The organism is Thalassospira sp. SN3W (assembly GCF_038070535.1).
Taxonomy (GTDB): Bacteria; Pseudomonadota; Alphaproteobacteria; order Rhodospirillales; family Thalassospiraceae; genus Thalassospira; species Thalassospira xiamenensis.
Window position 1 is genome coordinate 4,392,538 of the sequence record NZ_CP121124.1, and the last position, 20,781, is coordinate 4,413,318.

General features: G+C 54.2%; 18 protein-coding genes. 11 read left to right on the plus strand and 7 right to left on the minus strand.

Features of this window, described 5'->3' with window-relative positions:
- Positions 1–289 precede the first annotated feature (289 nt).
- The 4 genes from P8T57_RS20240 to P8T57_RS20255 all read left to right on the plus strand — a co-directional run bounded on the left by P8T57_RS20240 (position 290) and on the right by P8T57_RS20255 (position 4,599).
- Positions 290–1,660 (plus strand): aspartate aminotransferase family protein, encoded by a 1,371-nt coding sequence (locus tag P8T57_RS20240; RefSeq protein WP_037991374.1) that lies wholly within the window; start codon positions 290–292, stop codon positions 1,658–1,660.
- Positions 1,661–1,775: 115 nt separating this feature from the next.
- Positions 1,776–3,125, plus strand: coding sequence for an FAD-dependent oxidoreductase (locus P8T57_RS20245; RefSeq protein WP_341364107.1), 1,350 nt, complete (start codon positions 1,776–1,778; stop codon positions 3,123–3,125).
- A gap of 83 nt (positions 3,126–3,208) precedes the next feature.
- The gene (locus tag P8T57_RS20250; RefSeq protein ID WP_341364108.1) at positions 3,209–3,691 is read left to right on the plus strand and encodes a group III truncated hemoglobin; all 483 of its coding nucleotides are present in this window, start codon (positions 3,209–3,211) and stop codon (positions 3,689–3,691) included.
- A gap of 236 nt (positions 3,692–3,927) precedes the next feature.
- The gene (locus tag P8T57_RS20255) at positions 3,928–4,599 is read left to right on the plus strand and encodes a cysteine hydrolase (RefSeq protein ID WP_341364109.1); all 672 of its coding nucleotides are present in this window, start codon (positions 3,928–3,930) and stop codon (positions 4,597–4,599) included.
- Between the two features lie 4 nt (positions 4,600–4,603).
- Here P8T57_RS20255 and P8T57_RS20260 read toward each other — a convergent pair whose 3' ends face one another.
- The 5 genes from P8T57_RS20260 to betI form a co-directional block, all read right to left on the minus strand.
- A complete protein-coding gene (locus P8T57_RS20260; RefSeq protein ID WP_341364110.1) occupies positions 4,604–5,917 on the minus strand; it encodes an FAD-binding oxidoreductase in 1,314 nt (437 codons plus the stop codon).
- Between the two features lie 177 nt (positions 5,918–6,094).
- Positions 6,095–7,684 carry an L-serine ammonia-lyase, iron-sulfur-dependent, subunit alpha gene (locus tag P8T57_RS20265; protein ID WP_341364111.1) on the minus strand — a complete coding sequence of 530 codons (1,590 nt, stop codon included), beginning with the start codon at positions 7,682–7,684 and terminating at the stop codon, positions 6,095–6,097.
- Between the two features lie 124 nt (positions 7,685–7,808).
- On the minus strand, positions 7,809–9,494 hold the full coding sequence (gene betA / locus P8T57_RS20270; protein WP_341364112.1) for a choline dehydrogenase: 1,686 nt from the start codon (positions 9,492–9,494) through the stop codon (positions 7,809–7,811).
- A 56-nt stretch (positions 9,495–9,550) separates the two neighbouring features.
- Positions 9,551–11,008, minus strand: a complete 1,458-nt coding sequence (betB, locus tag P8T57_RS20275) for a betaine-aldehyde dehydrogenase (protein ID WP_341364113.1) — start codon at positions 11,006–11,008, stop codon at positions 9,551–9,553.
- Between the two features lie 63 nt (positions 11,009–11,071).
- Positions 11,072–11,662 carry a transcriptional regulator BetI gene (gene betI / locus P8T57_RS20280; protein ID WP_007089364.1) on the minus strand — a complete coding sequence of 197 codons (591 nt, stop codon included), beginning with the start codon at positions 11,660–11,662 and terminating at the stop codon, positions 11,072–11,074.
- A gap of 378 nt (positions 11,663–12,040) precedes the next feature.
- Between betI and P8T57_RS20285 the strand changes: the two genes are divergently transcribed.
- From P8T57_RS20285 to choV, 3 genes are all read left to right on the plus strand, one after another.
- A complete protein-coding gene (locus P8T57_RS20285; RefSeq protein WP_341364114.1) occupies positions 12,041–13,000 on the plus strand; it encodes a choline ABC transporter substrate-binding protein in 960 nt (319 codons plus the stop codon).
- 91 nt (positions 13,001–13,091) lie between these two features.
- Positions 13,092–13,940 carry a choline ABC transporter permease subunit gene (gene choW / locus P8T57_RS20290; protein ID WP_037991385.1) on the plus strand — a complete coding sequence of 283 codons (849 nt, stop codon included), beginning with the start codon at positions 13,092–13,094 and terminating at the stop codon, positions 13,938–13,940.
- 2 nt (positions 13,941–13,942) lie between these two features.
- Entirely contained in the window at positions 13,943–15,139 is a 1,197-nt protein-coding gene (gene choV, locus P8T57_RS20295; protein ID WP_037991387.1) for a choline ABC transporter ATP-binding protein, read from the plus strand.
- A gap of 60 nt (positions 15,140–15,199) precedes the next feature.
- Here choV and moaD read toward each other — a convergent pair whose 3' ends face one another.
- Positions 15,200–15,451, minus strand: coding sequence for a molybdopterin converting factor subunit 1 (moaD, locus tag P8T57_RS20300; protein ID WP_037991388.1), 252 nt, complete (start codon positions 15,449–15,451; stop codon positions 15,200–15,202).
- 84 nt (positions 15,452–15,535) lie between these two features.
- Positions 15,536–16,480 carry a LysR family transcriptional regulator gene (locus tag P8T57_RS20305; RefSeq protein WP_341364115.1) on the minus strand — a complete coding sequence of 315 codons (945 nt, stop codon included), beginning with the start codon at positions 16,478–16,480 and terminating at the stop codon, positions 15,536–15,538.
- Between the two features lie 152 nt (positions 16,481–16,632).
- Here P8T57_RS20305 and P8T57_RS20310 point away from each other — a divergent pair, with 152 nt between their 5' ends.
- From P8T57_RS20310 to P8T57_RS20325, 4 genes are all read left to right on the plus strand, one after another.
- Positions 16,633–17,505 (plus strand): ABC transporter permease, encoded by an 873-nt coding sequence (locus P8T57_RS20310; RefSeq protein ID WP_341364116.1) that lies wholly within the window; start codon positions 16,633–16,635, stop codon positions 17,503–17,505.
- Positions 17,506–17,514: 9 nt separating this feature from the next.
- Positions 17,515–18,324 carry an ABC transporter permease gene (locus tag P8T57_RS20315; RefSeq protein WP_341364117.1) on the plus strand — a complete coding sequence of 270 codons (810 nt, stop codon included), beginning with the start codon at positions 17,515–17,517 and terminating at the stop codon, positions 18,322–18,324.
- Between the two features lie 109 nt (positions 18,325–18,433).
- Positions 18,434–19,588: an extracellular solute-binding protein gene (locus tag P8T57_RS20320; RefSeq protein WP_114121039.1), complete on the plus strand. Its 1,155-nt coding sequence runs from the start codon at positions 18,434–18,436 to the stop codon at positions 19,586–19,588.
- 90 nt (positions 19,589–19,678) lie between these two features.
- Positions 19,679–20,776 (plus strand): ABC transporter ATP-binding protein, encoded by a 1,098-nt coding sequence (locus tag P8T57_RS20325; RefSeq protein ID WP_341364118.1) that lies wholly within the window; start codon positions 19,679–19,681, stop codon positions 20,774–20,776.
- The last annotated feature ends 5 nt before the right edge of the window (positions 20,777–20,781 follow it).

Consider the following 20,781-nt stretch of genomic DNA (forward strand, 5'->3'; position numbering starts at 1 on the left):
CCAGAAAAGCCTGTTTATTTCACTTTTCATCGTGCCCCGCCCAATGATTGCGGTCAAGCCCCTCGTTCGATATATCGTGCAAATAATGCACTGCAAAATAAACGTACGACATCATTGCATTGGATATTAAGAATGGTTTGAAACAACCAGTGCATATCAAATTTGGTACCAAGACGACAAAATTGTTTCATAAAATTTCCCCTTGCAAAGGTGTTCAAAAAAACGAACACTTGTCTCAGATGTTCAACATATCGCACAAAGCAGGCGACTATCGCTGTCAGGAGACGTTATGAATAATTTCGACAAAACCGCCTATTGGCAGGATATCGATCAGCAGCACCACATTCATCCGTTTACCGATACGGCCGACCTTAACAATCGTGGTACACGCGTGATTACACGCGCCAAAGGCGTATTCATCGAAGATTCGCATGGTAAACAGTATCTGGACGGCATGGCTGGCCTGTGGTGCGTCAATGTCGGTTATGGCCGCAAGGAACTTGCCGAAGCCGCCTATAACCAGATGCTGGAATTGCCCTACTACAACAACTTCTTCCAGTGCGCGAACACGCCTGCGATCGAGCTTTCCAAAGTTCTTGCAGAAATCACGCCCGATGGTTTGAATCACGTATTTTATGCCAACTCCGGGTCGGAAGCGAACGACACGGTCGTGCGCATGGTGCGCCAGTACTGGAAGCTTAAAGGCCAGCCGGAACGCACCTACATCATCAGCCGCAAGAACGCCTATCACGGCTCGACCATTGCCGGGGCATCGCTTGGCGGGATGGCCGGGATGCATTCACAGGGCGGGCCGATGCTGCCTGATGTTGTGCATATCGATCAACCGTACTGGTACGGCGAAGGCGGCGATCATACCCCCGAAGAATTCGGCCTGATTGCCGCACGCAAGCTTGAAGAAAAAATCGAAGAACTCGGTGCCGACCGCGTCGGCGCCTTCATCGGCGAACCGATCCAGGGTGCCGGTGGCGTGATCATTCCGCCATCAACCTACTGGCCGGAAATTCAACGCATCTGCAAAAAATACGACATTCTTCTGATTGCAGATGAAGTCATTTGCGGATTTGGCCGTACCGGGAACTGGTTTGGCTCCGACACGTTCGATATCAAGCCGGACCTGATGCCAATGGCAAAGGGCATGTCGTCGGGTTACCTTCCGATTTCGGCCGTTATGGTCGGTGAACGGGTTGCTGACGTCCTGATCAACGAATGCGGCGAATTTACCCACGGCTTCACCTATTCCGGCCACCCGGCAGCCGCCGCCGTAGCCTTGGAAAACATCAGGATCATTCGCGATGAAAAGCTTGTTGAACGTGTCCGCGATGATATCGGTCCGTACTTTGCCGAAAAACTTAAAACCCTTGCCGATCATCCGCTGGTCGGGGCAGTTGAAACCGTCGGCCTGATTGCCGGTATTCCGCTGGTCGATAACAAGGCGACCCGCAAACCGTTCGATAAACCGGGCACGGTGGGCACGATCTGCCGGGATGCCTGTGTTGAAAATGGCGTTATCATGCGAGCCTGCGGTGATCGCATGGTGGCATCACCTCCGCTTTGCATCACGCACGGCGAAGTCGATGAGCTGGTCAAACGCGCACGTGCCGCGTTTGATGCAACAGCCAGGAAAATCGGCAAAATGTAGGTTCCGATTTAAATCAAGACATTACACAAACACCCGGCGGGATATATCATTCGCCGGGTGTTTGTGATTTTGCCTCGAAACACTGCTGAAATGCCCTATCTCAAAAGAGTCCGCCATGCTCAAACGCCTTTATCAATCCCCCGCCTATCAAACCGCCACCCTGCCCGACAGCTATTGGGTTGCCAGTGCTGGCCATCTGCCCGAATGTGATCAAATGCCCGATGAGGGCACCATCACGGCCGATGTCGCGATCATTGGTGGTGGTTATTGCGGCCTGTCAGCTGCACTGGAACTGGCAGAAAGCGGCATTGATGTTGCGGTATTCGATGCCGGGCGTTCCGGATGGGGCGCATCAGGGCGCAATGGTGGATTTTGCTGCATGGGCGGAAGCGGCAAAAGCTATGCACAGCTTTCAAAGAAGTTTGGTGATGACCAAACACGCCATTTTGCCAAACTTCAACGCAGTGCGATTGACCTTGTCGCATCGCGGCTTGAAGAGTGGAATATTGATGCTGATCGTCATTCGGACGGGGAAGTCATACTGGCGCACAAAGCCAATCGGGTGGCGGAATTGCGCAAAGAGGCCGAGGAAAATAATCATTTTACCGGTATCGAAAGCGAATTCCTGACCAAGGACGAGCTTCGCGAACGCGGTCTTTGTGCGCAGGAAACCCATGCAGGATTACACGTCAAAAAAGGTTTTGGCCTGCATCCGTTGAAATATCTGGCCGGACTGCATAGTGCCTGTGTAACCAAAGGTGTTCGGATATTTGAACAGGCGACCATTGAAGACCTCCAAGACACCGGGGACGGTTACATCCTGACCTGCAAAAATGTGCGAATTTCGGCAAACAAAGTCGTCATCGCAACGAATGGATACAGTGCCGAAAACCTGCCAGACTGGATCGGCGGGCGATTGATGCCGGTCTTTTCGGGTATTCTTGTCACCCGACCGATGTCAGATCATGAGCTTGCAGTGCAAGGCTGGACCAGCGACCTGATGGCGTTTGATACCCGCATCTTGCTGCACTATTTCCGTAAACTCCCTGATAATCGGTTCATGTTTGGCGGCCGCGGCGGCATCACGGCAACCCCCGCCGCATTTGATGATGCAAAACAGCATCTGTTGGCGCATTTCCGCCGGATGTTCCCCGCATGGCAGGATGTCGAAATCACCCATCACTGGAACGGTCTTGCCTGCCTTTCGCAGTCGTTCCGCCCCTATCTTGGTCGGGTTCCGGGGCATCGGGACGTCTGGACGGGACTTGCATGGCATGGCAACGGCGTCGCACTTGGAAGTCTGGCCGGGAAAATGCTGGGTCAGCAAATTCTGGGCACCAAGGGCCCGGATGACGTCGGTGCCATCATGGGGACACCGCCGGATCGTTTCCCGTTATCAAGGTTTCGCCGGATCGGCCGCAGTCTTGCCTATCGCTATTATGGTCTGCGTGACGAGTTTGCGTAATCAGTAAAACTGACCTATGTCATGTCGCGGATATGGCCTTTGCGCTATTGCCCGGATTAATCCTTATCGAGCACGAGACGAGCATGTCAGATCAACCGACCCTTGCCGAAATCAAAGAACGGCGTGAAATCGCGACCCGCAAAATCCGCGAGGAAACCGGTATTGATCACCAAATGATCAAAGATATCGTGCATGGCTTTTATGCCAAGGTACGCGACGACGCGATGCTGGGCCCGGTATTTGCCGAGAAGATCACGGATTGGGATCACCATCTGGAAAGGATGTGCATGTTTTGGGCATCTGTGGCACTGGCCAGTGGCGCCTATGACGGTCGCCCGATGCAAAAGCACCTGACACTCAGGATCGACCGCACCCATTTTGATCGCTGGCTTGAATTATTTGCCGAAACACTGGCAGAGCATTGCGAAACATCTGCCGCGCGTCATTTCATGGAACGCGCCCTTCGGATTGCATCCAGTTTCGAAATCGGGATTGCTGCGCATAACGGCGTCATTCTGGGTAAAGGCGAACGTTACGATCCGGTTTCGGCATGGTCCCCGAAATAGGCCAGAACTTATAGTAATCAGCACACTGCAAAACTTTTTGTCAGCTTTCTTAAGACCGACATGTTGACAACATTGTCCTGCTCTGAACAAAATATTTTTAAGTGTTATTACTAGACGGGGGCAATCTTCGCGCGCACTGAACTGGCAAATCAAAGGGCTTATATTGGCAGCCCTACAAGATTGCTATGTGCCAGACCGATTGCAGAGTACGACGGACGAGAGCGGAGAAAGACGATATGTGGTCTTGGATTGGCGTCAGCGCAGTCATCATTCTAGCCCTGATTACCTATACAATTTATGGTCACAAACGTCATCTCAGCCCGACAAAGGGTAAGAAAATCGATCTTTCTCAACGCCCAAACAGCGCGCTTCTAATCATTGATCTGCAAGAAGACTTTACGCTGGCCACCGGCAAAAACGCCTATGAACCTGCCGCGGTCGAAAAAACGATTTCCGCGATCAATGAACTTGTTGAAATTGCCAACAAAACCGGTCAATCGGTGATCTCTGTCCGTCAGATATTCAAAGGCTGGTACATCAATCTTCTGGTTAGTCTGTTCAATAAGGGGCGCGGTAGCTCGAAATCACCGGGCCTTGATCTTGATGCCCGCCTGAACGGCGATATTGATCATGACATTACCAAAGCCCGCGCCGATGCCTTCAGCGCGCCTGAACTTGAACGCGTTCTTGAACGCCAGAAAGTCGGCAAACTGCACATCGTCGGTCTGGATGGAAATTACTGCGTCCAAGCAACAATTCAGGCCGCAATCAACCGCGGATATGATGTTTCATTCACCGATGCTGGCATTTTGGCGGTCAATCCCGGCATTTGGCAAGAAACCAAGGCCCGCCTCGCGGCGAGTGGTGCCAAAGGCACCAGCACACAAGCCCCCGCCAAGGCATCCTGAAACTTTACAGTCTGTCGCGGATTGAATACCAGGTCATGGCAAGCACCAAAAACGGATAGCGCAACGCCTTCCCGCCCGGGAAACTTGGAATTTTGATGTTTGACATCACATCAAACCGCTCCATCGTGCCCGATATCGCATCGGCCATGATCTGCCCGGCCAGTGTCGCCATAGCAACCCCATGCCCGGAATAACCCGTCGCGGTATAGACGCGGTCCTCTACCTTGCGGAAAAACGGCATGCGATTCATCGTAATCGCCAATGTCCCGCCCCAGCCATAATCGATTTTCACATCCTTAAGCTGCGGATAGACTTCCAGCATATGCGGCGCAACAAAGGATTTTATATCCTTGGGGAAGTGATAGCTGTATGTCTCCCCCCCGCCAAACAACATGCGTTTATCAGCCGACAGGCGATAATAATTGATCACGAATTTTGAATCCGCCACCGCCACATCATCGCGGATCAGTTCACGCGCCAGATCATCGCCCAATGGCTCGGTCGCAATAACGAAATTGTTGATCGGCATCACCCGTCTGGCAACCCGGTCTTCCAGCCCGTCAAGATACCCATTGCAGCCCAGCACCATCATATCCGCCGTCACCCGATGCCCGCCCGCCGTTGTGACAACGACCTTTTCAACATTTTCATAGCCGGTAACCGTCGCGTTTTCAAAAATCCGCGCCCCGGCGGCACGTGCCGCATCCGCAAGTCCAAGCGCGAAATTCAGCGGATGAAGATGCCCCGCCTCCATATCAAGCGAACCGCCATGATAAAAATCCGACCCCAGCATGTCGCGGATTTCATCCCGGCCAACGGCACGAATGGCGTCGTAGCCATATTCGGTCCGGAGTTTTTCGGTATATTCATGCGTGCCTGCAACAAATCGTTCGCGATGATCGGCATGCAGAATGCCCGGTTTCCAGTCGCATTTGATGTCATGCTTGCTGATCAGGCTTTTGACGATATCCTTGGATTGCTCGGCAATATCCCATAGCTTTCTGGCATCGTCGCGACCGATCATCTTTTCAAGGTCGTCCTGCTCGCGGCGCTGTCCCGAACCGACCTGTCCGCCATTGCGTCCTGATGCCCCCCAACCGACCCGATGCGCTTCGAGCAACACCACACTATATCCGCGTTCCGCCAGATGAAGTGCCGAGGACAGTCCGGTAAACCCGCCGCCGACAACAACAACATCGCAAACCTGATCCCCATCCAGTTCGACAAAGGGTTCGGTCTTGTTGGCCGTCGCGGCGTAATAGGACGACGGATATGCACCGGACTTGTCATTTGCGGTCAGGAAGCTTGGGGTAAACACGCGATGCCTCGGATTGGTTGTCTTGAGATTTATAATCCTCTCATGGTGCCGGAATTGATCGGACCATCAAGGGAAAACTGGCTAGAACCAGCCTTCGCACATGCTTTTCACCGATTATGTCAAAACAGGCAACAACCGGAACAAAGGATTGCGCAAAAACCGGTTTATAAGGGTAATTCAGCGCACCTGCGTTACCGCTTCAACCATCCTAAGGGCTGTTTTGGTGGCCGCACATCCACCACGTGCCGTGCAACGCAAATCCGGATGCATCATGGCCCCGATTTTAACCGTCTGATCGACCAACTCGTCATATCCCAACACGGCATCAAACCCGGCCAGAACCGCCATTGCCGATGAAAAGGCGTGTGATACCCCGGCGACATTGCGCGCATGGCACGGGATTTCAACATCCCCGCCAACCGGATCACATACAAGGCCCAGCGTATTCATCAAACACATGCTGGCAGCGTCAAAACATTGTACAGGTGTTCCGCCAAATGCCTGCGCCACACCCGCGGCCGCCATTGCCGCCGACGCACCGGTTTCCACCGAACACCCCCCGCATTCGGCGGCAAAGGTTCCGCGCGCGGCAAACACGGCACCCACCAGCGCCATCACCTGCAACGCATCGGTCGCCCCATCCAGATCAATGCCATGCCGGATAAGGCCATACAGTGTGCCCGGAACCACACCAGCACTGCCCGCCGTCGGCGCGGCACAGACCAAACCACGATTGGAATCCCGTTCCATCGCCGAAAGGGCACCTGCAATCGCATCCTGCAAAACCGCCCCGCCCAGCCCTGCGGGCAAATTGGCATCGCGAACCTTCCGCGCACGCAGGGTTAAAAACCGCATCACATTGTCTTCGGGCTTGGCATCGAACCCTTCGGCCACCACACGCAACATCAATTCGCACCGTTCACGAAAAAGCGCGCGCGTTGCATCACGAGAAAGACCAAGGCGCCTTGCTTCCAGAACCAGGCCCGCCTCGGCAAGCGATCCTCCCTGTTGCTCGGCCACCGCGATGACCGCATCGCGGGTCGAAAACAGATCATCAGTGGCACACACCGGATATTGCGAGGCAGCAGCGAAACGAACGTCTTTGATACCGTCCTGATCACGTAAAGAGGCAATCAGCTTTGTATCGGGCAAGGTCTGCAGGGCGATTTCGGAGCGATCATGATCCGGATCGACCGATATTCCGAGCAACCTGTTGCCATTCAAAGCAAGCCCGGCCGCAATGTTATCTGCCCGCGCACCGATATCAGGCCCCCAGACAAACACACTTGCGGTTTTGCCAGTCAGAAAGACCGGTTCGCCGTTCATCGCATCGATGTAATACATCCCGCCACCAACCGATGCACCGGCATACAGATCGGCACGATCCGCGCCATTCCGCTCGGTTACGGTCAGTTCAAGTTCAACACGGTTGGGATGGTTGTTGTTTTCAAGTTCAATGATTTCAACGCCAAACTGAAATCCCTCACCGCGCGTCACACGCGGTAAAATGTCACGGTAATCTGTATCCGTCAGCGCCGCCCCGGCAAAACCGGCGGCAAAATTTTCATCCGAACTTTGTGCCTGATACACGGGCGCAAACGACCCGCGCGGATCAAACCGAACAATCGCCTTTTTCAAAACCTCGCCATTGCTGCACGATAATTCGCGCGTGACCTTCGCCATCATATAAGGCGCTGCGCAATGGGAACTTGATGGGCCGCGCATCACGGGACCAATAACGGAATTAAGCAGACTGATTTCTTGCATGGCGGGGCAATCCGGGAAAATTGCGTGTTATTTTCCCCGATGATCGCGCGCAAGATGGACGAAAGCAATGACCGAAACGAAAAATCCCCGGTCATGAAAGATCAAAGACCGGGGATGAGCAGTATCAGCGCTGTTTGGTTTCCCATTCAGGATGGACGAAATATGGCGCATTTGATGGTGGCAACGGATCGCGTCCGCGAATGATATCTGCGGCCTTTTCCCCGATCATGATGGTCGGGGCATTCAAATTGCCCGATGCGATTGTCGGCATGATCGAACTGTCCACCACGCGCAGGCCTTCGATACCATGCACGCGCGTTTTTTCATCCACCACTGCCATATCGTCGCTGCCCATCTTGCACGAACAGGACGGGTGATAGGCACTTTCGGCGTGATCGGCGACCCATGCATTGATTTCATCATCGGTCTGGATGTCCCTGCCCGGCGAAATTTCAATACCGCGCAGGTCCTTGAAGGCATCCTGTGCGAAAATCTCGCGGGTCAGACGCACGGATGCGCGCATTTCTTCCCAGTCTTCCGGATGGCTCATGTAATTGGGATCAACAATCGGGCGCTTTGCCGGATCGTTTGATGCCAACCGGACCGTGCCGCGCGATTTGGACCGCATTGGACCAACATGCGCCTGGAAGCCATCCTTTTCGGCGGCTTTGGATCCGTTATAGTTAATCGCAGCCGGTATAAAGTGATATTGCAGGTCAGGATGCTGAACACCCGCTTTTGACCGGATAAACCCACCGGCTTCAAAATGGTTGGTCGCACCAAGCCCGGTTTTGAAAAGATACCATTCCAACCCGATCTTGAATTTGTTCCAAGGATCAAGCTTGCTGTTCAGACTGATCGGCTGGGTGCATTCCATCTGGACGTAAAGTTCCAGATGGTCCTGAAGGTTCTCCCCAACACCGGGGATATCGGCAACCACATCAATCCCGTGTTCGCGCAAATGTGCTGCCGGACCAACTCCAGACAACATCAAAAGCTTGGGCGAATTAATTGATCCTGCCGAAATAATCACCTCGCGCTCGACCGTCGCGCGTTTGAGTTCACCACGGTGGGTGAAATCAAGTCCGATGGCGCGTTTTCCATCAAAAACAACGCGCTGCGCCAGTGCCTTGTCATGAACTGTCAAATTCGGACGTTTCATTGCCGGATGCAAATAGGCCCGTGCGGTTGACCAGCGGCGGCCCTTGTAAACCGTCATATCCATCGTCCCCAGACCTTCCTGGCGATAGCCATTCTGGTCGGGAGTAAATTCATAACCCGCTTCCTGCCCGGCCTTGATCCAAGCCTTGTGCAACGGGTTTTTGCAAGCCCCCGTGGTGACATGCAGCGGGCCATCTCCGCCATGATATTCGTCACCATTGGTGTCTTCGTTGCGCGTATCGGCCTTGCGGAAATACGGCAGGCACCGCGCATAATCCCATTCTTTCAGCGCCGCATCCTGTTCCGCCCAGCGATTGTAATCAAGCGCATGACCACGAACATAGGCCATGCCATTGATTGAACTGGAACCACCAAAGACCCGCCCGCGCGGTGTTTCCATACGGCGATTGTTAAGGTTCGCCTGCGGTGTTGTCCAATAGGCCCAGTTATAGGTTTCGGACTGCATCGGATAGGAAAGTGCGGTTGGCATATGAATGCGCCAATCCCACCAATGATCAACCGGTCCGGCTTCAACCACCAGAACGCTGACCTCCGGGTCCTCGGTCAGGCGACTGGCCAGAACGGCACCGGCAGAACCGGAACCGACAATAACGTAATCGTACTTTTCCGTGGTGGTCGGCGTATTCATGCTTTTTCCTTATCTTCAACAGGTTGCAGGCAGCCATTCACAGTTCGGAACCGTGATCAATAAGGCGCCTCGACGTCACCGGTTTCGACATAGACGGATTTGATCCGGGTATAATGTTCAATCGCGGCCCGGCCATTTTCGCGGCCCACCCCGGATTTCTTGACCCCGCCGAACGGCATTTCAATCGGGGTGATGTTATAGGTATTGATCCAGCAAGTTCCTGCCTCAAGCCGCGCGACAACGCGGTGCCCGCGCGACAGGTCCCTGGTAAAGACCCCCGCAGCCAGACCATACTGGGTATCATTGGCGCGTTTGATGACTTCGTCTTCATCCCTGAAAGTCAGGACCGACATCACCGGACCAAAGATTTCCTCACGCACAATAGCCATATCATCGGCGCAACCGGTAAAGATGGTCGGGGCCACAAACAGGCCGCCTTCGGGCATGTTTTCGGTAACCGCATGACCGCCAAGAACACATTTCGCGCCCTCGCCCTTGCCTGCCTCGATATAAGACATGATCTTGTCGAATTGAGCTTTGGTCACGATCGGACCAACCTGGGTTTCCGGTTTTTCCGGATTACCAAGAACAAGATCCTTGCTGCGCGCAACCAGTTTTTCGATGAAGGCATCGGCAACGGTTTCATGGACGAAAACGCGCGTGCCGTTTGAACAAATCTGCCCGGATGAATAAAAGTTCGCCATCTGCGCGCCCGATACGGCGTTATCCAGATCGGCATCCTCGAACACGATCATCGGCGATTTGCCGCCAAGCTCCATGGTCACGGCCTTCATGCCGCCTGCGGCAACTGCGGCGACCTTGGCACCGGTCTCGGCCGAGCCGGTCAACGAGATTTTATCAACGCCCGGATGTTCGACCAGTGCCGCACCACAAGCTCGCGCGCCCTGAACCACGTTGTAAACCCCATCGGGAAGGCCTGCTTGCTGCAATGCCTCGGCCACCGCAATCGCCGAAAGCGGCGTGACTTCGGAGGGTTTGTAAACAACCGCGTTTCCGCACGCCAATGCCGGTGCGGCTTTCCAGCAGGCAATCTGGATAGGATAGTTCCATGCACCAATGGCACCGCAAACGCCAACCGCCTCGCGCCGGGTATAGGCAAAATTGCCGCCAAGATCGATATGCTCTCCCGATAGGCTTCCGGCCACACCGGCAAAATATTCAAGACATTCGACACCGGAAATCACATCCACGATTTCAGTTTCCTGAATGGCACGGCCCGTATCACGGGTTTCTACCAGCGCCAATTCATCGTTACGGTCCCGCAGGATTTGGGCCGCCTTGAACAAAACGCGCGCCCGTTCAGCCGCGGGCGTGTTTTTCCAGATTTCAAAACCGGCACGTGCGGCCTTCACTGCAGCATCAACATCGGCAGCGGTGCTTTCCTTACCCTTGGCAAGGACCTTATTGGTCGCGGGGTTCAGCGTAACCATTTCCGCACCCGAACCGGCAACTTTTTTGCCGTTGATAAAGTTCTGGATCTGATAAAGGCTCATGTCGAAACTCCTGCAGGCCACACCGGAAACGGGCAGCCCTTTTTTTAAGTGTATGTCTCTTGACTAGCGCGCGGGCGAACTCGCCAGATGCAGGTGCATGGTATCAAGCACCATTTTCCGCGCCGCCGCGACATTGGCGCGTCCCGGTGTCAAACCGGACCGCACCCAGATGCCGTCGATCATGGCAGCAGTCACCGCCGCAATTTCTTCGGCCCGCTGATCGGTTGTCAGCCGGCGCAACTCATGGCGTAAATTCGATGCCAGTCGCTTGAAATAAACCGCATTCAATCGGCGCAGCGGATCGGAAAACGGCACCTGCGACCAGAATGACAACCACGCACCAATCACCTGCGGCGTGAATTGTTCTTCGTTGAAGTTGGTATCAACAATCGCTTCAAGACGTTCGTGGGGCGTTTTCGCCTTGGCAACGCGGCCCAGAAAATCGCTACGCAATTCCTGCATCAGAAAGCGCATCGTTGCTTCCAGAAGCGCATTCTTACCGCCAAAATAGTGCGAAATAATTCCTGACGACATCCCCGCCGCCCCGGCAATCCGACTGATCGTGGTATCGGCAAAACCAAAGCGGTGAATGGTCTCGATCGTGGCATCGATCAGTTGCCTGCGGCGTACAGGCTGCATTCCAACCTTGGGCATTACTAATCCAATTCTAAGCGATCCGAAGGACTTAGGCCTGTTTGATGACGCAAATGCGACTTTTTCGCCCTTCGCAATTGACCTCGGGGGAATATGCTGTATTTTAATTGAACAATCAATCAATAAAAAACGCCGTCTTTTGTGGCGCGACGTTAACAGGGAAAGTGCCTTGGTTGCGCGGCTTTATGGCTGTTTTTATGATTATTCCGGTCTATGTGACCGGGTTCAGGGGACCCGATCACATGGTTTTGGACGGGTGTTGGCGGTGCCAGATGCGCATCGTTTGACATGCGTCTGGCCTCCGGAACCGAAAGTCTGATGGCGGCGATATTGCCACCATCAGTAACCGCTAGGTCCACACAAGGGAGAACCATAAACATGACCACACGTTCCACCATTGGCCGTCTTCTTGGCACCACTGTCATTGCCACCACCCTTCTGGGGGCGGCCGGTGCACAGGCGGCTGATAGCGATGCTTGCAAAACCGTAACATTTTCTGATGTTGGCTGGACCGACATCACCGCGACCACGGCAACCGCATCGGTTATTCTCGAAGCACTTGGCTATGACGCTGAAACCGAACTTCTTTCCGTTCCTGTCACCTATACCAGCCTTGCCAACGGGGACGTGGACGTCTTCCTCGGTAACTGGATGCCGACAATGGCAGCAGACATTGCGCCTTACCTGGAAAAGAAAACCGTCGTCAGCACCGGTGCCAACCTTGAAGGCGCTAAATATACGCTGGCCGTTTCGAAAAATGCTTATGACGCGGGCCTCAAGGATTTCGCCGACATCGCCAAATTCAAGGATCAGCTTGATGGTGAAATTTACGGGATCGAGCCGGGCAATGATGGCAACCGCCTGATCCAGGACATGATCGACAATGACCAGTTCGGCCTCAAGGGCTTTGAACTTGTTGAATCTTCCGAACAGGGCATGCTGGCCGAAGTCAAACGCAAATCGGCACGTGACAAATTCATCGTTTTCCTTGGCTGGGAACCGCACCCGATGAATGCCAAATATGACATGGCCTATCTTGATGGTGGCGATGACGTATTTGGTCCTAATTTCGGTGGTGCCACGGTTCATACCAATCTGCGTGCCGGTTACACCGATGAATGCCCGAATGCCGGTAAATTCGTCACCAACCTGAAATTCAGCCTCGATATGGAAAACCAGATCATGGATGCCATTCTGAACGAAGGCACCGATCCGGAAGATGCCGCAACCGCATGGCTTAAAGCCAATCCGGATGCCGCGATGGCCTGGCTTGACGGTGTCACCACCTTTGACGGTGGCGATGCCAAGGCAGCGCTTAAAAATGAACTCGGTCTCTAGGGTCCAGCTTCAAATACATAATGCCGGTACGTTGCCCCATCACAGGCAGCGTATCGGCACATTTTCTTTGTTCAAATAATGGAAAAATCCAATGGAATGGCTCACGGAAACTAAAATTCCGCTGGGACGGTGGATTGCATCCCTCATGGATGCGCTTAACGAGCATGCCGACTTCGTGTTTTACACCATCTCGGACGTTCTTGAATTCATTATCGAAAACACGGTCGATCTGCTGGTCTGGTTACCGCCGTTTCTGATTATCGCGCTATTTGGCGTGCTGGCTGCATGGCTGCACAGATCATGGAAACTGACGGCCTTCACTGTTCTTTCCCTGCTTCTGATCGTCAATCTTGGCTATTGGGAAGCCACCATGGAAACGCTCGCACTTGTAATCTATGCGACGCTGTTCTGTATGGTGATCGGGGTACCGCTTGGCGTAGCATCGGCACATCGCCCCTGGCTTTATCAGGCATTGCGTCCGGTTCTTGACCTGATGCAGACGATACCGACCTTTGTCTATCTGATCCCGACCCTGATCCTGTTTGGTCTTGGCGTGGTTCCGGGCCTGATTTCGACCGTGATCTTTGCCATCGCCGCCCCGATCCGCCTGACGCATCTTGGCATCGCCAGCACGCCAAAGGCGCTGATTGAAGCTGGCAGAAGCTTTGGCTGCACGCCGCGGCAATTGCTTTTCAAGGTCGAACTGCCATCTGCCATGCCATCGATCATGGCGGGCCTTACCCAATGCATCATGCTGTCACTGTCCATGGTGGTGATTGCCGCTCTTGTCGGGGCTGATGGACTTGGCAAACCGGTTGTTCGCGCCCTTAATACGGTCAATATCGCCCAAGGCTTCGAGGCCGGCCTTGCAATTGTGATCCTGGCCATTGTGCTGGACCGCATCTGCCGCCGCGACAAATCAGAAAATACGGGGCAGTAATCATGAGCAATGCTGTTGAATTTGATAATATCGACGTCATTTTCGGGGATAAGCAGGCTGAATCGCTCGCCCTCCTCGACGCCGGTAAAAACCGTGACGAAATAGCCAAGGAAACCGGAAATATCCTTGGTGTTGCCAATGTCAGCTTTGACGTCCCGCAGGGTGAAATCTGCGTTCTGATGGGGCTTTCGGGCTCGGGTAAATCCTCGTTGCTGCGCTGTGTAAACGGGCTTAACCGCGTTTCACGCGGATCGCTTCGGGTGCATGACGGGGACTGGATGGTCGATGTCACCAGTTGTGATGCCAATACGCTACGCGATCTGCGTCGTAAATGCGTTGCCATGGTCTTTCAGCAATTCGGCCTGTTCCCTTGGCGCACCGTCGAAGACAATGTCGGATTTGGTCTTGAGCTTGACGGCATGGGACCGAAGGAACGCCGTGAAATCGTCCGGGAAAAGCTGGCCCTTGTCGGGCTGGATCAGTGGGCCGGAAAATATGCCCACGAACTTTCAGGCGGCATGCAGCAGCGGGTCGGCCTTGCCCGTGCCTTTGCCACCGATGCACCGATCCTTTTGATGGATGAACCGTTTTCGGCCCTTGATCCGCTGATCCGTAACCGCCTGCAGGACGAGCTTCTTGATCTTCAGGAAAAGCTTAATAAAACCATCCTGTTTGTCAGTCATGATCTGGACGAAGCCATGAAGCTTGGCAATTCAATTGCCATCATGGAAGGTGGCTATGTCGTACAGCATGGCACGCCCGAAGACATCGCCCTGCGTCCGGCCAATGAATATGTCGCGGACTTTGTTGCCCATATGAACCCGGTCAATATCCTGCGCGGTCGCGCCATCATGCACCGCATTGACCGCGATCAGCGCAACACGACCGGCGAACTTTCCGTCGAAGACGAAGATATCCGCATCACGCTTCAGGACGGCATCATTCGTGCCGCCAATAGCGGCGAACATGGCGAGTTGAAGCTAATCCAGTATGACGGCAACCTGCCGGACGATCTGGACGGGACCGACAATTCGGTCATCTTCGTTGCCGATGATACCGTGCTTCTCAAAGACCTGATCGAAATGCGCAGCATCACCCAGAATCCGGTGCTTCTAACCCGCGAGGGACGCATTTCCGGCACATTGGGCCGCAAGGAATTTTTTGAAAGCCTGACGCAAACGGCAACCGTCGCAGACTGATCATCAAAAAAGGCGCCCTGCAAACCGGGCGCCTTTTAAATACCATTTCAATTTCGTCTTTTATCCCCCGGTTACCGGCGGAAACAGCGCGATTTCGCTGGCACCACGAACATCACGTTCGCCTTGCGCATATTCCTGATCAACCGCAACCCGGATAATCGCCGGATCAGCAAGCGCATCAGCGAAATTCGCCCCCCTGCCCGGCATCCATGCCAGAAGGTCGGCAACGGTTTTCACATTTTCCGGCAGTTCAACCTCTTCCTCGGCCATGCCGATACGATCCTTGACCCAGGAAAAATAAACCAGCTTCATCTTCTATCCCGTTCGCTTGAAATCCGTGTTTGGCCGCATGCTTGCGCAAACACCCACAATCCGCAAGCCCCGATCACGCCCTGTTTACGGATAAACAAAATAACCATGCGGCGCATTGCCAAGCCGCCCGGTCAGATTATCGATGAAAAACCGCTCCGCCCGGCCAAGCGACATGCGCGGATTGGTCACCAGATAGATATCAATTGCGGGCGGCGCATCATAGGGTGGCAGGCGCCATAACTGCCCGCGCTCCATCGCGTTTTGCACGACATGGATCGGCAACGGGCCAATACCAAGCCCGGCATTGATCAGGCGGCGCACTTCTTCAAGATGCGGGCTGGTGGCGATCACCTTGCCTTTCATGCCTTCGCGCGCGCGCAATACCGCAACCGGGGCCAGCGCATCGGAAAGCTGATCGGTGGAAAACGATACAAATGCTTCGCTACGCAGATCGGCAAGTGTCAGGTTTTCCCGACCAAACAAATGATGTGTCGGCCCGCAAAAGAACCCGAAATGTTCGCGATACAGTTTGCGATATTCCAGCCGGGGGTGCTGTTCATTCACCAGACAAATGCCGAAACTTGCCTGCTGGGATAAAACCTGGCTTGTGACATGGCCCGAGGTCGCGACATTGATTTCATAGGTGACTTCGGGATGTTCCCGGTTGAATTCAAACAACGCATCGTCAAGCGGCGGAAACACCACGTGACTTGCCAGCCACAAATGCAAGTGCCCGCTTAGCTGATTGCCACTATCCGACATCACATCGGAAAGTCGGCCAATCGCCCCACAAATCTCACGGCATTCATGATAAAGCGCCAATCCCTGTTCGGTGACTTCAAATCGTCCACGATCACGATCAATCAGGCGCGCACCGATCTGATCTTCAAGCCGTTTAAGCGCATTGCTGACACTGGGTTGGCGCAAAAGCAGCCGGTTGGCCGCCCCGGTGATCGACCGTTCTTCGACAATAACCGTAAAGGTATGCAACAGGTTCCAGTCGAATTGCCGTTTTAAAAGGTCGCTCATTTCCCCACCCATAGCAATTGGCTATGCGATCCATTCTACTTATCTATTTGCGCTATGCGCAAGTCTGGGGTGAAATGATCAGACATATTCATTCACGGCCAGATAACCGCGCATGGCAAGCAATTGCCAGAGCAAAATAACGGGAGGCAAAAATGGCCGCAGATGTAGCCGGGGCACGCAGAACGCCCTGGGTCCTGCTATCGCCGTCACTGGCGACGATATCGCTGTTATTGATCGTCCCGATGATGTTCATCGTGGTTTATTCGTTCTGGCTGCGCACCGCGACCGGTGCTGATCAGGTCGGATTTTATCTTGATAACTGGATCGAAGTACTTGGCGACCGGTTTTACCGCGATATCCTGTTTCAGACCTTTGCCATTGCCTTTTACACCACGGTGATCTGTGCGCTGGTTGGCTATATCCCGGCCTATTTCGTTGCCAACACCCCGATGAAATCGAAGACTTTCCTGCTGTTGATGCTGATGCTGCCCTTCTGGATCAGCTACATCATCCGCACCATGTCGTGGATCAACATCCTTGGCACATCGGGCGCGCTCAACACATTGATGATCTCGCTTGGCATCATCGATGAACCGATCCAGATGCTCTACAATCAGACCACGGTTATTCTGGGTCTTGTGCATTATCTGCTGCCCTTCATGATCCTGAATGTCTATGTCAGCCTGGATGGTATTGAAAAAAACCTTACCGAGGCCGCCCAAAGCCTTGGCTGCACCGGCTGGCAGGCCTTCCGCGAAGTCACCCTGCCCCTGTCCTTCCCCGGTCTCGCCGCCGGATCGCTTCTGTGCTTTGTTCTGGCCGCGGGCACCTATATCACCCCGATCGTTCTGGGCGGGCCACGCGACGCGATGTTTGCCAATCTCGTGTTCGAGGCCATCGTGACACAGCTGAACTGGCCACTGGGCTCCGCCCTTTCGCTTGTCCTGCTGGCGCTTCTGGGTGCGCTGGTTGTCATTTACACCCGTTATCTTGGCGTCGATCAGATCGCCAAAAGCTTCAAATAGGGGAATGTAATGATGTCCGGCTGGTCCCTGATCCGTATCGCCACAATCCTTGTTTATCTGTTTCTGTTCGCGCCGGTCGCGGTCGTCATCCTGTTGGCATTCAACGCCAACCAGTTCGGCAGTTTCCCGATTGAAGGTTTTTCGACACGCTGGTTCGAAGCATTGTGGAACAACGATGCCATTATCCGTGCATTCAAAACATCTCTGTTGCTGGGCGCGCTGACCAGTGCGATTTCAACGACGTTTGGCACGCTCGCGGCCCTTGCCATGGTCAGGTACGATTTTCCGGGAAAGCGTTCAATATCAACGCTTCTGGTTGCTCCAATCCTGATCCCCGAGGTCGTCCTGGCTGTGGCTCTTTTGCTGTTTTTGCAATTCCTCTCCATGCCCAAAAGCTTTGGCCTGCTTTTGATGGGGCATGTCGTTTTCACCCTGCCCTTTGTGGTTCTGGTGGTTCAGGCGCGCCTTGTATCGATCCGGCGCGACGTCGAAGAAGCCGCCATGAGCCTTGGCGCTACTCCGATCCAGACTTTCTTTGAAATCACCCTGCCGCTGATGATGCCGGCTGTCATGGCCGGGATGCTGTTTTCATTCACCATCTCGTTTGACGACATTACCGGAACCCTGTTCTGGAAACCGGGCGGGGTTGAAACCGTCCCAACCCAGATTTTTGCCATGCTGCGCAATTCCATCAGCCCGGAAATCAATGCACTGGGCGCTGTGATGGTGATCTTCACCATCGCGCTGCCATTGATTGCCACCACCATTGTACGCATCACATCAGCACGGAAGATACGGGCACAAAAAGCCGCTGCCTAACAAACAACAGATACCGCGGGAAACCGCCAAACCCAACAACAAGACCATAAAAAAGAAGACCACAAGACCGACAAGAAAACGGATAAAAACCTTTATCAGGAGGCCTTAAATGGACGAGACGAAACGCTATGAACGCCTGCTTACCCGCCTAAAAGACGGCGATATCAACCGTCGCACTTTTCTAACCGTTCTGGGGGCTGCGGGTGTCACCGCCGGGATCACCGGTGGCCCGATGGGCATGCTGACCCGCAACGCCCTTGCCGCAACACCAGAACAGGTCCGCTTTGACGGCTGGGGCGGTGTGGTATCCGAGGCATTTGAAAAATACGCATTTGCCCCCTATACCGAGAAAACCGGGATCAAGGTCGTATCGGGCACCTTTGGCGGGGCGGACGAATATATCGCCCGCGTCAAGGCGGGCCAGCCGGGCGAGTTTAACCTTGCCCACCTGTCGGGTGTGTTTGACTATGCCCGATATCATGGTCTGGAACTGACGTCCGAGCTGAACGAAGCCAATATTCCGAACCTCAAAAACGTCATTCCCGGCCTGATCGAACCGCTGCGCAAAATCACCGGCGGTACCATTTCGGCGGTTCCCTATGATTACGGCACCACCGGCATTGCCTATAACCGCAAATATATCAGCGACGATGAAGCCAAGGCCAAAGGTGCCAAGCTGATGGTCGATGAAGCTTACAAAGGCAAGATCGGCGGCTGGGGCGAATGGAAAACCCGCGTCTGGTACGGTGCCCTGCAATCCGATCAGGACCCGAATGCGATCAAGGATATCGACGCCGTCTGGGACATGATCCGTGCCCATCGCGATCTGGCCCTGAAATACTGGAGCTCAGGGGCCGAACTGATGAGCCTTCTGGCCGAAGAAGAAATCTATGTCACCGAAGGCTGGTCCGGGCGCATCAAGGCATTACAGGATCAGGGCCACGATATCGGCTATCACGACCCGAAAGGCGGTCTTGGCTGGCAGGAATGCCTGTTCGTTCTGCGCGGAAGCCCGATGGCAGCCTGTGAAGAACTTCTGAACTTCATGCTCGAACCCGAAGTCGCGATTGCGGTTGCCGAAGGCCAAAGCTATCCGCCTGCTCTTGATCCGCAGAAAGTCGAACTCGGCAAAGTCATCCCGACCCTGCCCGCGTTTGATCCATCCGGCACGCTCAAGGAACTCAGCTTCTTTGATCCGGCCTATTGGAACGAAAACGAAGCCGACTGGTCGAAAACCTTCTCGCGGGTTCAGCGCGGCTACTAAGCCGGACTGATCGCATAAACCGGAACCCCGGTCGTTGTTTTTAAATAATGGCCGGGGCACCACCGCCTTTTTCTGACAGGGTTATTTGTGATGGCTGACATCGAAAATGCGGTCGAACTGCAAAATGTCGTCAAGCGTTACGGCGAATTTACCGCCGTGCAACGCATGGATTTGACCGTGCCTGACAACAGCTTCGTGACCTTTCTGGGTCCATCGGGCTGCGGCAAGACCACGACACTTCGTATGATTGCCGGACTGACCGACATTACCGAAGGCGATTTGCTGATCCGTGGCAAACGGGTCAATGCCCTGCCGATCCACAAACGCAATCTGGGGCTGGTGTTTCAGAACTACGCCCTGTTTCCGCACAAATCGATTTACGACAATATCGCCTTTGGCCTGAAATACCGCAAAGTGTCCAAATCCGATATCCGGGAAAAGGTCAATCGTGCCCTTGATCTGGTGCAACTGCCCCATGTTGCGGATCGTTTTCCCAACCAGCTTTCCGGCGGGCAGCAGCAGCGCATTGCCCTTGCGCGCGCCATCGTGATCGAACCCGATGTACTGTTACTTGATGAACCGCTATCTGCCCTTGACGCCAATCTGCGTGAAGAAATGCGGGTCGAACTGAAACGTATTCAGCGCGAGCTGGGCATTGCCACCGTTTTCGTCACCCACGATCAATCCGAAGCCCTTGCCATGTCCGATAAATTGGTGGTGATGAATAACGGTGTCGTCGAACAGGAAGGCGCGCCTGAAGACGTCTATAACAATCCCGCATCGGCCTTTGTTGCCGATTTCCTTGGGCATTCCAATATCATTCCTGCTGCCCTTGGTGCACCGGATGCGGCCTTTACCAAGGTTGCCCTGCAAAGCGGCGAAACATTGCTGACCACATCCGAACAAACCGCCAAAACCAATGGTTCAAAAGACGTCCGCGCCGTTATCCGCGCTGAAAAAATCGGCCTGTCGGATAAGAACGGTGCGACGGACGGTGTGATCGCCATCCCCGGCAGGATCAAAACGGTCGACTATCTGGGGCAGCAGGCCCGCTATTTCGTCACGGCCAATGGTCGTGACTGGCAGGTGATCAACCCGATTGATGCCCGCCCCCATCACGAAGGTGCCGATGTGTTCATGCACATTGCCGCCCGAAATTGTGTGTTGTTGCCCGGTCATCACGACTGACCGGA